This window comes from Nocardia aobensis NBRC 100429, from assembly GCF_000308375.1.
GTDB lineage: Bacteria > Actinomycetota > Actinomycetes > Mycobacteriales > Mycobacteriaceae > Nocardia > Nocardia aobensis.
Genome location: NZ_BAFQ01000116.1, coordinates 1 through 14110, shown reverse-complemented (window position 1 = coordinate 14110; position 14110 = coordinate 1). Strand labels below are relative to the sequence as shown.

Here is a 14110-nt window from a genome sequence, read left to right as displayed (position 1 = left end):
CATGGCAGCCATCGGATATTTTCTCGCCAGCGAACAATTCGGGCCGAAGGAACTCGTCGAGCAGGCCCAGCGCGCGGAGCAGGCCGGTTTCGAGCGGCTGTGGATTTCCGATCACTTTCATCCCTGGAACGACGCCCAGGGGCACAGCCCGTTCGTCTGGGGCACGATCGGCGCGTTGTCCCAGGCCACGTCGCTGCCGATCACCACGGCCGTGACCTGCCCGACGGTGCGCATCCACCCCGCGATCATCGCCCAGGCCGCGGCCACCGCCGCCGTGCAACTCGACGGCCGCTTCGTGCTCGGCGTCGGCAGCGGTGAGGCGCTCAACGAGCACATCTTCGGCGATCCGTGGCCCCCGCCGGGGGAGCGGCTGCAGATGCTGGCCGAAGCCGTTGACGTGATCCGCCGCCTGCATCGCGGTGATCTGGTGACCTACCGCGGCGAGCACTACGAGGTGCAGGAGGCGCGGATCTACACCCTGCCGGAACGGCCGGTGCCGATCTATGTGTCCGGATTCGGCCCGCAGGCAACGGAATTGGCGGCGCGCATCGGCGACGGCTACTGCACGAGCATGCCCGACGCGGAGCTGGTCGGCCTGTTCCGCGACAGCGGCGGAGGCGCCAAACCGGTGCAGATGGGCACCAAGGTGAGCTGGGCGGCCGACGAGGAGTCCGGGGTCGACGCCGCGCATCGGCTGTGGGCCAACGAACTGCTGCCGGGCCAGCTGGGCCAGACCCTGCCGCGCCCCGCCGATTTCGAGGACGCGATGTCGTTGCTCGATCGCGAGGCGTCACGGCGGCACTTCGCCGCCGGGCCGGACCCGCAGCGCCATATCGATCAGCTGCGCACGTGTGTGGAAGCCGGCGCGGACGAGGTCTACGTCGGCCAGATCGGACCGGATCTGGAGGGCTTCTTCACCGCATACGAGAAGGAAGTACTGCCGGCCCTGCGCTGAGCGGTACCCGATCACCATAGGTATCCACGAGAGGCGATCGTGCCCGGGGAACTGGTCGACGCCGCAGTCGTGGACTACCTGCGGTCCGGAGTGGAGAACGGGATGAATGTGCCCGATCCCGCCGATCCGACGTTGCGCACCCTGCGGGTGGTGGCCGAGTGACCGTCGAGAGCCGGTAGAATGGGTGGTTCTGGTGTGTCCGAGGGATGCACAATCGAACCGTTCGCCCCCTTACCGTGCTAGGAGACTGTTGTGATCACCGCGACCGACCTGGAGGTCCGGGCCGGAATCCGCACCCTGCTCACCGCGCCGGGTTCGGCGCTGCGGGTGCAGGCCGGTGATCGGATCGGTCTCGTCGGCCGCAACGGCGCGGGCAAGACCACCACGCTGCGCATCCTGGCCGGTGAAGGAGAACCCTACGCCGGCAAGGTGATTCGTTCGGGCGAAATCGGCTATCTGCCGCAGGATCCGCGTGAGGGAAATCTCGACGTGCTGGCCCGCGACCGGGTGCTCTCGGCGCGCGGGCTCGACAAGCTGATCCGCGATATGGAGAAGCAGCAGGCCCTGATGGCCGAGGTCGTCGACGACGCCGAACGCGAGAAGGCGGTGCGCAAGTACGGCCGGCTCGAGGAGCGATTCTCGGCGCTGGGCGGCTACGTCGCCGAGAGCGAGGCCGCCCGCATCTGCCACAGCCTCGGTCTGCCGGATCGGGTGCTGGGCCAGGCGCTGCGCACCCTGTCGGGCGGTCAGCGCCGCCGCATCGAGCTGGCGCGGATCCTGTTCTCCGCCTCCGACGGCTCCGGCGGCAAATCCGACACCACGCTGCTGCTCGACGAGCCCACCAACCACCTCGACGCGGACTCCATCACCTGGCTGCGCGGCTTTCTGCAGAACCACGACGGCGGCCTGATCGTCATTTCCCACGATGTCGACCTGCTCGCCGACGTGGTGAACAGGGTGTGGTTCCTCGACGCCGTGCGCGGTGAGGCCGACATCTACAACATGGGCTGGAAGAAGTATCTCGACGCCCGCGCCACCGACGAACAGCGCCGGGTCCGCGAGCGGGCCAACGCGGAGAAGAAGGCCTCCGCGCTCAAGCAGCAGGCCGCCAAACTCGGCGCGAAAGCGACGAAAGCCGCTGCGGCACACCAGATGGTCAAGCGCGCCGAGCGCATGCTCTCCGAGCTCGACGACGTGCGCGTGGCCGACAAGGTGGCCCGCATCAAGTTCCCCGAACCCGCTCCCTGCGGCAAGACGCCGCTGATGGCCACCAACCTCACCAAGCTCTACGGATCGCTGGAAATCTTCACCGGCGTGAACCTGGCCATCGACAAGGGCAGCCGGGTCGTGATCCTCGGCCTCAACGGCGCGGGTAAGACGACCATGCTGCGTCTGCTCGCGGGCGTCGAGCCGCTGACCGCCGGACAGATCGATCCGGGACGCGGGCTGCGCATCGGGTATTTCGCCCAGGAGCACGACACCCTCGACGACAACGCCACCGTCTGGGAGAACATCCGCCACGCGGCTCCCGACGCGGGGGAGCAGGATCTGCGCGGGTTGCTGGGTGCGTTCATGTTCACCGGCCCGCAGCTCGATCAGCCGGCCGGCACCCTGTCCGGCGGCGAGAAGACCCGGCTGGCGCTGGCCGGCCTGGTCTCCTCGGCGGCCAACGTGCTGCTGCTCGACGAGCCCACCAACAACCTCGATCCGGTCTCGCGCGAACAGGTTCTCGACGCGTTGCGCAGCTATGCGGGCGCGGTCGTTCTGGTCACCCACGACCCGGGTGCGGCCGAGGCGTTGAATCCGGAACGGGTGATCATGCTGCCCGACGGCACCGAGGATCACTGGTCGCAGGACTACCTGGAACTGATTCAGCTGGCCTGAGCGTGGCGAATGCTTCCTGCGACGCGCCGAGACACGCCGAAAGATCCTCGCAATCGGTGAGTTTCATCACAGTGAGGCGTTGATCACTGCGAGTCGAGTGTCTAGCCTGGAATGAGGCTGCACGGCGACCGGAGGAAGCCATGAGTGACAGGCCCGCACAGGGGAAGTCGATGTTGGGTAAGGGCACGCGCGTCACGGGCAAGTCGCGCGACCGGCTGCAAACCCAGCTGAAGAAGCAATACGAGGCGGGCGCCAGCATTCGTTCGCTGGCGCGGGAGACCGGCCGCTCGTACGGATTCATTCACAACGTGCTCGTGGAGTCGCATGTGCAACTCCGCAGCCGGGGTGGTGCCAACCGGCGCAAAGCGGTCAGCAAGCCCTGACCCGCCCACTCGCCCGACCGGCTTCCGCGGCCGTCGGCGTCTCGTGCCGCTCTACGCTCGGGTTCACGCGCGGTGGGCGTTGCGTTCGGCCCACCAGTTCGGCGCGTCGACGAAGTGGTTGTCGTACTTGTCCTGGGTAGCGGCGAGTTCGGCGAGGGTGGCCTCCCCGGAGGCCACCCGCTCGAGCAGCCGGAAGTAGCCGAAGCGCTGCACGGCGGGGGTCAGTGCGATCAGGATCCGCGCCGGTGAACCGGGTGCGGCGCCGAAGGCGTGCGGCATGAACCGCGGCACCGTGATCGCGCCGCCCGCGGCGACGGTCGTGATCTCGTCGCCCGCGAGCACCTGCAATTCGCCCTCGGCGACGTAGAACAGCTCGTCGGACAGCGTGTGGTAGTGCGGAGTCGCGCCGTCGGCGCCGGGCGCCATCGTGACCTCGAGCGTGCTGACGCTGCCGCCGGTGCGGTCGGAATCCAGCAGCAGGCGCATGGTCACCGCGTCGGTCTTGCGCACCTCGGCCTCGGCGGGCTGGACGATGGCGGCGGGAATGCGGGGTTCGGTCGTCATCGGATCTCCCAAGTAGTTCGCTATCGGATAGTTCGCTACCGAACTATATCCCGTCGAATAGTATGTGTCCATGGCTGGACGACAGACCGATGCGGTGGATGCGATCGTGGCGCAGTGGGAGCGGGAACGGCCCGACCTGGATCTCACGGCGATGGCGGTGCTCGGCCGCCTCGGCCGCCTGTACGTCCTCGCCGAACGCGAGATCGACGCGGTGTTCACCGCGCACGGGCTGCAGCGCGGCGAGTTCGATGTGCTTGCGGCACTGCGTCGTTCGGGTGAACCGTTCGAACTGACCCCGTCGGTCCTGGCCGACACGTTGATGTTGTCGCGCGCCGGAATGACCGGCCGCCTGGACCGCCTGGAATCGGCCGGACTGGTGCGACGTATCGCCGATCGCGCCGACCGCCGCGCGGTCCGGGTCGCCCTGACCGAGGCCGGCCGCGCCCGCGTCGACGAGGTCGTCACGGCACACACCGACAACGAGACGCGCCTGCTGTCCGGATTGTCGGCGCGCGACCGCGGCGAACTGGACCGGATCGCGCGCATCCTGCTGGCCGACCTCGACCGGTCGTGATACCGGTCAGCCCGACACCATCGCCTCACCGAGGACGAGGAACTGGGCGAGACTGGCGAAGATCGGCAGCCCGGTCTTGATCTCCAGATAGGCGAACTGCCCCTGCGGGTTCACCTCCAGAAAGTAGTACTCGCCGTCGAGCCCGAGCCTGATGTCGAGCACGCCGAACACCAGTCCGAGCGCGCCCATCAGCGTGGTCAGCGACTTGCTCACCGAGGCGGGCAGTCGCTCGCGGGTGAAGGCCACCGAGGTGTCGAGGCGCGAATCCACCCATCCCGCACCGGATTGCGAGTCGATCCGCACCGCCCACTCGACGCCGTCGATCCACACCACCCGCAGATCGCACTCGGCTTCGACATAGTCCTGGAAGGTGGTCGGCGCCGAGCGGATGGTGTCGAATCGGCCGAGATCCTCGCGGCTCACGATGCGCGTTTCGGAGAATTCCGCGCGGCCGGTACCCGTCCGTTTGTAGATCACCGACCCGCCGCGGGAATCGACGAAACTGCGGGCCTCGTCGGGATCGTTGGTGATCAACGTTTCCGGGATGGCGAAACCGCTGCGCCGGGCGGTGTCGAGCTGCACGATTTTGCGGGTGGCGGTGCGGTCGGCGCCGGGATCGTTGACCCAGACCGCCGGTATCGACCACAGCAGACCCTGCAGGAACCCGTCGCATTCGGCCTGCCGGAAATCGTCGTCGCCGTCGAGGAAACCGCCGGGCACCCGGCACGGCCGGGGGCGGCGCCACCAGACGGCGGTCACATCGTCGAGACCGGCGATATGCGACATCGACCGAGCGGCGCCGGCGCGGTCGAGCCGGAAACTACCGCATTCGCGCGGAAAATCGCGCATATCCAGACGAATCGGACTGAGCCCGTACATATTCCGCAGCATCGAGCCCATCGCGTCGGCGTGCAGATCGTCGCTCTCGGCGACGATCAGCACGGCACCCGGCGACCGGGCACTCATCGAAACGGCCCCTCAGTCCAGGCTGTCGCAGGCGGTGCCGTCGTCGCTGCCCCCGCCGCTGCGAGTCTGGCTGTAGCTCACCGTCGCGCCGGCGGCCCCCGGGGTGGGTGCGACGTCGAGCTTGCGCGCCCACTGGTCGGTCAGGCGGGCCAGCAGCTCGTCGCCGACGGCTGGGCTGGGCCGGGGTGGCAGTGTCAGCGGGCGTTCGGTGAGCTGAATGCGCCGCCGCTGCGTGAAATCGGCTGTGGCGCCGGGCCGTATCCAGACGAGGACCGCGCGTTCCGCGGTGCCGGAATCCGGCGATTCGTCGCGCAGCTGGAGGATGTCGTCGCGATCGAGGGTCCAGATGCCCTCGGCGACCCGGACGCTGATGGTGTCGCGAGATTCGGCGACCAGGCGGCCGGCCAGCGGTGGCGCCGGGTGGCGGGGTTTCGGGTGCGGCCGGGTGTGTCCGGGTACCTGGCGGCCGGCATCGTTCATGGGCTGGACTCCGATCTGCTCGCGATTTGCCCCGGAAGTCGAGCGTGAACTGGATCATAGCCCGCCGCGGTGCCCGGCCGGTTCGCAACGAAAGAATTCCGGTGCAAACCCGGTGCCGGGGTCCGGGCGTGGAAAGCGCTATCGCCGAAAGCGATTCGGTTGAGCTGTCAACGCCTCACAGACCGAGCACATCGGGGGATTCGGCGAGTTCCAGGAACCGCTGACTCGGGTTCGACACGAGTTTGCGCGCGTCGAGATCCATCAGCCCCAGCACGACGGTGAACTCCGCGGAGACGGTGCCGTCGAGCTTGCGGATCTGCTGGTCCATCCAGAACGCCTTGCCCTCGCCCCAGCGGCATGCGCAGGTCACGGTGATCTCGTCGCCCAGATGCAGTTCCCGCCGATACTTGACGGTCGATTCCAGGACCACCGGACCGAGTCCGGACAGCCGCATCTTGTCCGGGACCAGACCGGCCGCGCGCAGCACCTCCCAGCGGGCGTGCTCGGCGTACTGGTGGTACACGGCCTGATTGAGATGGCCGTTGACGTCGAGTTCGTATCCGCGGACGGTCACGGGCACAGAAAAGGTCATACCGGGGCGAACCGCCACCCTGTTCCGGGTATTTCCGGATCGGGCGTGGGATCGGTCACCGCATCGCGGCGGCTACATCAGTCGCCGCATCAGATACGTGTACTCGAGCGCGCTGGTGCGGGCCTGTTCCTCCCGGTCGGCGCCGGCGCCGTGGCCGCCCTCGCCCGCCTCGTAGAACAGATACGGATCGCCGAATTCCGCCAGCCGCGCGGCGAACTTGCGGGCGTGCTGCGGACCCACCCGGTCGTCCTTGGTCGTGGTCCAGACGAACGGTTCCGGATAGTGCGCACCGCGCCGCAATTGCCCGTACGGCGAGATGGATTCGAGAAACGCCCGCTGAGCGGGATCGTCGACGCTGCCGTACTCGTCCACCCAGGAGGCGCCCGCGGCGATCTTCTCGTAGCGCATCATGTCCAGCAGTGGCACCTGGATGTCGACCGCGTTCCACATCTGCGGATGCTGGACGAATTCGACCCCCATGAGCAGCCCGCCGTTGGAGCCGCCCTGGATGCCGAGCCGCCGCGAGGTGGTCACGCCCCGCGCCACCAGATCCTTGCCGACCGCGGCGAAATCGTCGAACGCCCGCTGTCGCCGGGTGGTGCGCGCGGCCTCGTGCCAGCCGGGACCGAATTCGCCGCCACCGCGGATGTTCGCCAGGACGAAGACGCCGCCGTGCTCGAGCCAGAGCCGGCCGAGCGTCGCCTGATACGCGGGAGTCTGCGATATCCCGAAGCCACCGTAGGCGTTCATCAGGGTGGGGTTCGAGCCGTCGAACGCCATATCGGCGGCATGCACCACGAAATACGGCACCGGGGTGCCGTCGGCCGAGGTCGCCTTCTGCTGTTCGACCACATAGCGGGACGAATCGAACTGCGGCGGTGTGCTTTTCACCTGCCGGGCCGTGCCGGCGGAGGTGTCCACGCTCCACAGTGTGGTCGGAACGAGGAACGAGGTCACCGAGAGATAGGCGTGCTCGCCCGTCGGATCGGCGGTGACGGTGTCGACGGTCGCGTTGTCCGGCAACGGCACCGGCGTCCCCGACCAGGTGCCGTCCGGGCGTGGTGTGTAGACGGTGGCGCGACCACGCACGTCCTTCAGCGACGTGACCACGGCGTGGTCGCGCGTGGTCTGCACACCGCTCAGACTCTCCGACGGACCCGGGAGGTAGACCGGTGTCACCTGCGGACGGTCCGGATCGATGGTCAGACGATCGGCGTCCACCGATACCAGGGCACCTGCCGGATAGGTCGTCGCGCCGAGAACCCAGTCCTGCTGCAGCGACACCAGCAGGTGGTTGCCGACCATACCGGCGAAGTCCGATTTCGCCGGGAGCGCGGTGCGAACCGGGCCGGACGCGGTGAGCAGCTCGACGTCGTGTTCGAAGAAGGTCCGGCCGCGCACGACGAGTTCGAGCCGCCGCCCAGCGCCGTTGTCCAGCACGACCGGCGCGGTCGACAGCTGATCGGTCCGGTCGCCCCGCGTGAGTTCGGTTGCCGCGTCGAGAGGTTGGCCGCGGCGCCACTGCCGGACGACGTACGGGTAGCCGGAGACCGTCATCTCACCCGGCTGCCATTCCCGCGCGATCAGCACCGTGTTCTCGTCGCTGAACGTGAGGTCCACCTTGCCGCGCGGCACCGCGAACCCGTCCGGCACGAACTGCCGTGTGCTGCGGTCGAATTCGCGAACCGAGACGGCGTCCTCGCCGCCGTCGGACAGACTGATCAGGCACCGGCGACGGGTGACCGGGTCGCAGTCGGCGCCGCGCCAGACCCAGTTCCTGCCCTCGGCTCGCGACAACTCGTCGAGGTCGAGCAGGGTGGTCCAGTTCGGTTGCGGCGCTTCGTAATCGGCGGTCGTCGTTTCGCGCCAGATGCCGCGTTTGTGGTCACCGTCCTGCCAGAAATTCTCGACCGTGCCGTTCTCGAAGCGCGGCATCGGGATCCGATCGGACGTCTTCGCCAGCGCCGTCGCCTGCGCGAGATTGTCGGCGTAGCGCGAATCGTGTTCGAGCACATCGAGGGTCCGTCGATTCTGATCGCCGACCCACGCCTGCACGCGCGGGCTGTCGAGGTCCTCGAGCCAGAGATAGGGATCCTGCGGTGCGCCGGCACCGCCGCACGCCGCGACCAGCACGGCGATCGACAGCACGACCACCGCATGGAGTGGGGCGCACCCGGTCCCGCCGATATGTCCGTCTCGTCGTCCCCGCCCCATGATCATCAGCACATGGTACGACGAGCCCGGCACGAGGCACGGGCGGAAATCGCGGCGGTTCAGTCGCGGCGGCGGACCGACGCCTCCACGAGATCGAGTACGGCCGTGAGGTTTTCGTTGACGTGGCCGGAGGCGATGCGGGCGATGAGCCCGTCGAGCACGAGATCGAGATAGCCGAGCAGCACATCGGTGGGCACGTCGTCGCGCAGCGCGCCCGCCGCCTTGCGGCGTTCCAGCCGGGCCAGGGTGGCCGCGGTGAGTTCGGCCGAACGCTGGGTCCAGCCGGCGGCGAATTCGGGGTCGGTGCGCAGACGCCGGGCGATCTCGAGGCGGGTGCCCAGCCAGTTGTACTGCGCGGGATTGTCGAGCATCTCCCGCATGACCTGCACGATGCCCTCGTTGGCCGCGACCTCGGCCATCCGTCCGGCATCCTCCTGGGCGAGGGCCAGGAACAGGGCGTCCTTGTCCCGGAAATGATGGAAGATCGCGCCGCGGGACAGGCCGATCGCCTCTTCCAGACGGCGGACGGTCGCACCCTCGTACCCGAATTCGGCGAAACACCGCCGCGCCCCGTCCAGAATCTGGCTGCGCCGGGCGGCGAGGTGATCGTCACTGACCTTGGGCATGGGCTCCTCCAGCGGGGAATGCACGGACCCCCGCGCCGGGACGATCCGGCGCGGGGGTTCTCACAGTACGAGCATGGACGCGTAGATCCTGCGGCGGCGCAACGCTGTTCGTACCGGCCCGGCGATCCGAACGGTCGCCGGGCGCGGCACGACGCCGCACCGCGTGGTGCGGGATATCAGCCGCGAATCATGTTGCGCAGCACGAACTGCAGGATGCCGCCGTTGCGGTAGTAGTCGGCTTCACCGGGGGTGTCGATGCGCACGACCGCGTCGAAGGTGACCTTCTCGCCGTTCTCCTTGGTCGCGGTGACCTTCAGGGTCTTCGGCGTGGCGCCCTCGTTGAGCTTGGTGATGCCCTCGATGTCGAACACCTCGGTACCGTCCAGGCCCAGCGACGCGGCCGACTCACCCGCCGGGAACTGCAGCGGGATCACGCCCATGCCGATCAGGTTGGAGCGGTGGATGCGCTCGAACGACTCGGTGATGACGGCCTTGACGCCCAGCAGACGGGTGCCCTTGGCCGCCCAGTCGCGCGAGGAACCCGAGCCGTACTCCTTACCGCCCAGCACGACCAGCGGGATGCCGGCCTTCTGGTAGTTCTGCGAGGCGTCGTAGATGAACGCCTGCGGGCCACCGTCCTGGGTGAAGTCGCGGGTGTAGCCACCCGAGACGTCGTCGAGCAGCTGGTTGCGCAGCCGGATGTTGGCGAACGTGCCGCGGATCATCACCTCGTGGTTGCCGCGCCGCGAGCCCAGGGAGTTGTAGTCCTTGCGCTCGACGCCGTGCGAGTCGAGGTACTGCGCGGCCGGGGTGCCCGGCTTGATCGGACCGGCCGGGGAGATGTGGTCGGTGGTGACCGAATCACCCAGCAGGGCCAGCACGCGGGCGCCCTTGATGTCCTCGACCGGGGCCGGCTCGAGTTCCATCCCGTCGAAGTACGGCGCCTTGCGGACGTAGGTGGAGTTCTCGTCCCAGGCGAAGGTGTCACCGGACGGGGTGTCAAGGTTGCGCCAGCGCTCGTCGCCCTTGAAGACGTCGGCGTACGACTTGCGGAACATGTCCTGGCTGATCGCCGACTTGATGGTGTCGTCGATCTCCTGGGCCGAGGGCCAGATGTCGCGCAGGAACACGTCGTTGCCGTCCGTGTCCTGACCCAGCGCGTCGGACTCGAAGTCGAAGTCCATCGTGCCGGCCAGGGCGTAGGCGATGACCAGCGGCGGGGAGGCCAGGTAGTTCATCTTCACATCGGGGGAGATGCGACCCTCGAAGTTGCGGTTGCCCGACAGCACGGCGGTGACCGACAGGTCGTTGTCGTTGACGGCCTTGGAGATCTCCTCCGGCAGCGGGCCGGTGTTGCCGATGCAGGTGGTGCAGCCGTAACCGCCCAGGTAGAAGCCCAGCTTCTCCAGGTACGGCCACAGGCCGGCCTTCTCGTAGTAGTCGGAGACGACCTGCGAACCCGGGGCCATGTTGGTCTTGACCCACGGCTTGCTGGACAGGCCCTTCTCGACCGCGTTGCGGGCCAGCAGCGCCGCACCGATCATGACCGACGGGTTGGAGGTGTTGGTGCAGGAGGTGATACCCGCGACCACGACCGCGCCGTGATCCAGGACGAACTCACCGCGGTCCTCGGACACCACCTTGACCGGCTTGGACGGCCGGCCTTGCGCACCGTTGGCCGCCGAATGGGCGGGGGCGTAGCTCTCGTTGGCGGCGCCGGCCGAGACCGAGACCGGATCCGAGGCGGGGAAGGTCTCCTCGACGCCCTCGTCGAGTCCGTTGTAGTCACCGCTGACGTAGTCGGTGATGTCGGAGCGGAACGCCGCCTTCGACTCGCTGAGCAGGATGCGGTCCTGCGGACGCTTCGGGCCGGCGATCGAGGGCACCACGGTGCTCAGGTCGAGCTCGAGGTACTCCGAGTAGGCGGGCTCGTGCGCGGCGTCGTGCCACATGCCCTGTTCCTTGGCGTAGGCCTCGACCAGGGCCAGCTGCTCATCGGAGCGACCGGTCAGACGCAGGTAGTTGATGGTCTCCCCGTCGATCGGGAAGATCGCTGCGGTGGAACCGAATTCGGGGCTCATGTTGCCCAGGGTGGCGCGGTTGGCCAGCGGCACCTCGGCCACACCGGCGCCGTAGAACTCGACGAACTTGCCGACCACACCGTGCTTGCGCAGCATGTCGGTGACGGTGAGCACGACGTCGGTGGCGGTGACGCCCGGCTGGATCTCACCGGTGAGCTTGAAGCCGACCACGCGCGGGATGAGCATGGAGACCGGCTGGCCCAGCATCGCGGCCTCGGCCTCGATACCGCCGACGCCCCAGCCCAGCACGCCCAGGCCGTTGACCATGGTGGTGTGCGAGTCGGTGCCGACGCAGGTGTCCGGATAGGCCTGGCCGTTGCGGGTCATGACGGTCGGGGCCAGGTACTCGATGTTGACCTGGTGCACGATGCCGGTGCCCGGGGGGACGACCTTGAAGTCGTCGAACGCGCCCTGGCCCCAGCGCAGGAACTGGTAACGCTCGCCGTTGCGCTGGTATTCGAGGTCGACGTTGCGCTCGAGGGCGTCGGCGCGGCCGAAGACGTCGAGGATCACCGAGTGGTCGATGACCATGTCGGCGGGGGAGAGCGGGTTGACCTTGTTCGGGTCGCCGCCCAGGGCGGTGACGGCCTCACGCATGGTGGCCAGGTCGACCACACAGGGCACGCCGGTGAAGTCCTGCATGATCACGCGGGCGGGGGTGAACTGGATCTCGATACTCGGCTCCGCCGACGGATCCCAGTTGGCGATGGCGCGGATGTGGTCGGCGGTGATGTTGGCGCCGTCCTCGGTGCGGAGCAGGTTCTCCGCCAGGACCTTCAGGGCGTAGGGCAGCTTCTCGGTGCCGGGCACGGCCGAGAGGCGGAAGATCTCGTAGGAGTTGCTTCCGACCTCGAGGGTGCCCTTGGCGCCGAATGTATCGATACTTGTCATACGTTCAGCTCCACTCGTCGGTGTTCCGATCGGGGCGCGTGCGGGCCCCGTGGGGTGGCCACCGGCGGGGCTGTGCCGGCGGCTGTCGTCGAGGACGCGTTTCGGGCTGCGCGCCTCGTACTTCCGAACTCTAACAGTACGCTTGTCCTATGAAGCATGCGGGGCACGTACGGCGCGGCGTGCCGCCATCCATGATGCCCCCGTCGCGTACTGTGCTCGAAGGCCCCGCCGGAGTTGTCCCCTCCGGTGTGGCGGCCAGGTGTGTGTTGATCACGTGAATGTGTTGGACGCCCGTCGCTGGAGTCGGCGGCTCGACAAGACCGGATGGAAGATGACCGTCTCGTATGCCTCGGTTTTCACCCCCATGGCCGCGGAGCTACCGCCGGATACCGACGTCGACGCCATCGAACTGGATCTGGCCGACAACCACGTAGCCGCGCCCGAATCCAAGAATCAGGACAAGCTCGCCGAGATCGCGGATCAGGCCCGCGCGCACGGCATCGAGTTGAACATCGTGGTCGTGAAGGGAAATCCGGGCCGCGATTCGGATCTGCGCGACCTGGCGACCACCCTCGGCAAGAGTGAACACGGCACGGTCGTGGTGTTCAGCGACGACTGGATCGGCACCTACAGCGATTCGATCAACCGCGCGCGGCTGGAGTGGGCCGAGGACAAGGCCAAATATCAGGGCGGGCACACCGCGACGGCCGCGCAGATCTTCGTCGACCGGCTGGAGACGCCGGAAAAGGTGTCCTGGACCGCGATCACCGGAGTTGTGCTGGCCGGCACCGTCCTGACCATCGGGGGCCTGTACTACATCAAGTCCCGGCGGGCGTCGCGGGAGCGGGCGGCGGTAGCCGCCGATGCCCCGCCGAACCCACCGGTGCCCTCTCGCTAACCGTCTCCGGCGGCCGTCCTCGGCGTGTCGCGAGGTGCCCCGCAACGGTCGCCGGAAACTAGCCACCACCTCGCCGCGATGCCCGATTCGAGGGATAAGTCGCGATTCGCGGGACGAAACTGAACGACCGGTTTGGTTCGCCCTCGGAACCCCTATTTACGGTTAGCGAATTTTTAGCAAACCGGAAATTACTCCCCTGTGATTTGTCGTCCGATGTTTCCTCTGTGAAGGAAGTGTCGTACGGTTTCGAGGTGACACTCTTGGGGAAGAAGTGTCACATGGGCCTCCAGCGTCCCTCGAGGGCAGATGGACCGTTGGTGCTCGTGCGGCGACGCCTCGATCGGTCGCCCAGCGCAGTCCTGGCGAATCTGGTGCTCGCCGGGAGCCGCAGCGGGATCAGGGAGGTGTGATGCGAATATCGGCGAGGCGGTCGGGGGGTGCCGCGAAGGTCGCTGTGGGGTTGCTCTTATGTGGGATCGCGCTGACGGTGACAGCTCCGCTGGTGGCCGCGGTGCCGCCGCCACCTCCGAATCCGAGCGACGGCGATATCGCCGCGGCGGGCGCGCAGGTCGATGCGGGGGTGAATCAGGTCAGCGGTCTGATCAATCAGGTCGCCACCGCCGACCAGCAGCTGGCCCAGCTCGATACCGAGGTCGCCGGCAAGCGGGAAGCCGTGAACAAGGCGCTGGTCGATCTGCAGAACGCCCGTGACGCCGCCGACGCGGCCGCGGCGACCGTCGCCGCCACCCAGCGCGATCTGCAGTCCGCCGGCACTCAGTTGAACCAGGCACAGGGCAAATTCGACGAATTCGCCGTCGACGCCTACACCCATCCGGGTTCGACGTCGATGGTGAACTACCTGGCCGGCTCCGATCCGGCCTCCGCGCTCGACCGCGCCGATCTGCTCGGCATGGCGTCGAAGAACCAGCAGGCCGCCATCGACGGCCTGCGCCGCGCGCAGGTCGAACAGGCCAACAAGGATTCCGCCGCACGCCAGGCCAA

The 14110-nt window shown here is 67.9% G+C and carries 14 protein-coding genes; 7 read left to right on the top strand and 7 right to left on the bottom strand.

Annotation, left to right across the window (positions count from 1 at the left end):
* Position 1: 1 nt before the first annotated feature.
* From RJ03_RS14380 to RJ03_RS14365, 4 genes are all read left to right on the top strand, one after another.
* Positions 2–955 (top strand): TIGR03557 family F420-dependent LLM class oxidoreductase, encoded by a 954-nt coding sequence (locus tag RJ03_RS14380; RefSeq protein WP_036502361.1) that lies wholly within the window; start codon positions 2–4, stop codon positions 953–955.
* A gap of 39 nt (positions 956–994) precedes the next feature.
* On the top strand, positions 995–1117 hold the full coding sequence (locus RJ03_RS38835; RefSeq protein WP_269750138.1) for a hypothetical protein: 123 nt from the start codon (positions 995–997) through the stop codon (positions 1115–1117).
* Positions 1118–1207: 90 nt separating this feature from the next.
* On the top strand, positions 1208–2839 hold the full coding sequence (locus tag RJ03_RS14370) for an ABC-F family ATP-binding cassette domain-containing protein (RefSeq protein ID WP_036502358.1): 1632 nt from the start codon (positions 1208–1210) through the stop codon (positions 2837–2839).
* A gap of 140 nt (positions 2840–2979) precedes the next feature.
* Positions 2980–3222, top strand: a complete 243-nt coding sequence (locus tag RJ03_RS14365) for a helix-turn-helix domain-containing protein (RefSeq protein ID WP_051024681.1) — start codon at positions 2980–2982, stop codon at positions 3220–3222.
* A 63-nt stretch (positions 3223–3285) separates the two neighbouring features.
* On the opposite strand, the gene RJ03_RS14360 is transcribed toward RJ03_RS14365, so the two are convergent.
* Positions 3286–3699, bottom strand: a complete 414-nt coding sequence (locus tag RJ03_RS14360; protein ID WP_373281700.1) for a cupin domain-containing protein — start codon at positions 3697–3699, stop codon at positions 3286–3288.
* 157 nt (positions 3700–3856) lie between these two features.
* Between RJ03_RS14360 and RJ03_RS14355 the strand changes: the two genes are divergently transcribed.
* Positions 3857–4360, top strand: coding sequence for a MarR family winged helix-turn-helix transcriptional regulator (locus RJ03_RS14355; RefSeq protein ID WP_174372308.1), 504 nt, complete (start codon positions 3857–3859; stop codon positions 4358–4360).
* Positions 4361–4366: 6 nt separating this feature from the next.
* Here the strand turns inward: RJ03_RS14355 and RJ03_RS14350 are convergent, their stop codons facing one another.
* The 6 genes from RJ03_RS14350 to acnA all read right to left on the bottom strand — a co-directional run bounded on the left by RJ03_RS14350 (position 4367) and on the right by acnA (position 12210).
* On the bottom strand, positions 4367–5326 hold the full coding sequence (locus RJ03_RS14350; protein ID WP_036502349.1) for an MvdC/MvdD family ATP grasp protein: 960 nt from the start codon (positions 5324–5326) through the stop codon (positions 4367–4369).
* Between the two features lie 12 nt (positions 5327–5338).
* Positions 5339–5806, bottom strand: coding sequence for a hypothetical protein (locus tag RJ03_RS14345; RefSeq protein WP_245552288.1), 468 nt, complete (start codon positions 5804–5806; stop codon positions 5339–5341).
* Between the two features lie 175 nt (positions 5807–5981).
* Positions 5982–6398, bottom strand: coding sequence for an acyl-CoA thioesterase (locus tag RJ03_RS14340; protein WP_036502347.1), 417 nt, complete (start codon positions 6396–6398; stop codon positions 5982–5984).
* A 72-nt stretch (positions 6399–6470) separates the two neighbouring features.
* Positions 6471–8618, bottom strand: a complete 2148-nt coding sequence (locus RJ03_RS14335) for a prolyl oligopeptidase family serine peptidase (RefSeq protein ID WP_245552287.1) — start codon at positions 8616–8618, stop codon at positions 6471–6473.
* A gap of 53 nt (positions 8619–8671) precedes the next feature.
* Positions 8672–9238, bottom strand: coding sequence for a TetR/AcrR family transcriptional regulator (locus RJ03_RS14330; RefSeq protein ID WP_036502387.1), 567 nt, complete (start codon positions 9236–9238; stop codon positions 8672–8674).
* 176 nt (positions 9239–9414) lie between these two features.
* Positions 9415–12210, bottom strand: coding sequence for an aconitate hydratase AcnA (acnA, locus tag RJ03_RS14325; RefSeq protein ID WP_036502346.1), 2796 nt, complete (start codon positions 12208–12210; stop codon positions 9415–9417).
* A gap of 274 nt (positions 12211–12484) precedes the next feature.
* Here acnA and RJ03_RS14320 point away from each other — a divergent pair, with 274 nt between their 5' ends.
* Positions 12485–13108, top strand: coding sequence for an Rv1476 family membrane protein (locus tag RJ03_RS14320; RefSeq protein ID WP_245552286.1), 624 nt, complete (start codon positions 12485–12487; stop codon positions 13106–13108).
* Between the two features lie 487 nt (positions 13109–13595).
* Positions 13596–14110, top strand: a 515-nt coding sequence (locus RJ03_RS14310) for a coiled-coil domain-containing protein (protein WP_506330210.1), incomplete at its 3' end; no start/stop codon positions are given.

Excerpts from the sequence above, each read along its gene's own strand:
- RJ03_RS14380 (WP_036502361.1), top strand. The coding sequence starts at position 2 with ATGGCAGCCATCGGATATTTTCTCGCCAGCGAACAATTCGGGCCGAAG.
- RJ03_RS14365 (WP_051024681.1), top strand. The coding sequence starts at position 2,980 with ATGAGTGACAGGCCCGCACAGGGGAAGTCGATGTTGGGTAAGGGCACG.
- RJ03_RS14355 (WP_174372308.1), top strand. The coding sequence starts at position 3,857 with ATGGCTGGACGACAGACCGATGCGGTGGATGCGATCGTGGCGCAGTGG.
- RJ03_RS14350 (WP_036502349.1), bottom strand. The coding sequence starts at position 5,326 with ATGAGTGCCCGGTCGCCGGGTGCCGTGCTGATCGTCGCCGAGAGCGAC.
- RJ03_RS14345 (WP_245552288.1), bottom strand. The coding sequence starts at position 5,806 with ATGAACGATGCCGGCCGCCAGGTACCCGGACACACCCGGCCGCACCCG.
- RJ03_RS14340 (WP_036502347.1), bottom strand. The coding sequence starts at position 6,398 with ATGACCTTTTCTGTGCCCGTGACCGTCCGCGGATACGAACTCGACGTC.
- RJ03_RS14335 (WP_245552287.1), bottom strand. The coding sequence starts at position 8,618 with ATGATCATGGGGCGGGGACGACGAGACGGACATATCGGCGGGACCGGG.
- RJ03_RS14330 (WP_036502387.1), bottom strand. The coding sequence starts at position 9,238 with ATGCCCAAGGTCAGTGACGATCACCTCGCCGCCCGGCGCAGCCAGATT.
- acnA (WP_036502346.1), bottom strand. The coding sequence starts at position 12,210 with ATGACAAGTATCGATACATTCGGCGCCAAGGGCACCCTCGAGGTCGGA.